We start from the raw sequence: 243 nt of genomic DNA on the forward strand, positions 1-243 counted from the left end.
GCGGACGGGTGAGTAACGCGTGGGTGACCTACCTGTAAGACCGGGATAACCCTGGGAAACCGGGGCTAATACCGGATACGCTATCAGGTTTAGAGACCTGATAGGAAAGGTGGCTTAAGCGGAAGCTGCTACCGCTTACAGATGGGCCCGCGTCCTATTAGCTAGTTGGTAGGGTAATGGCCTACCAAGGCGACGATGGGTAGCCGGCCTGAGAGGGTGGACGGCCACACTGGGACTGAGACA

At 57.6% G+C, this 243-nt stretch carries 1 rRNA gene; it reads left to right on the top strand.

Features of this window, described 5'->3' with window-relative positions:
- Positions 1-243 (top strand): 16S ribosomal RNA (locus tag ciss_RS06490); the annotation flags it as partial.

The organism is Carboxydothermus islandicus (assembly GCF_001950325.1).
Lineage (GTDB): Bacteria > Bacillota > Z-2901 > Carboxydothermales > Carboxydothermaceae > Carboxydothermus > Carboxydothermus islandicus.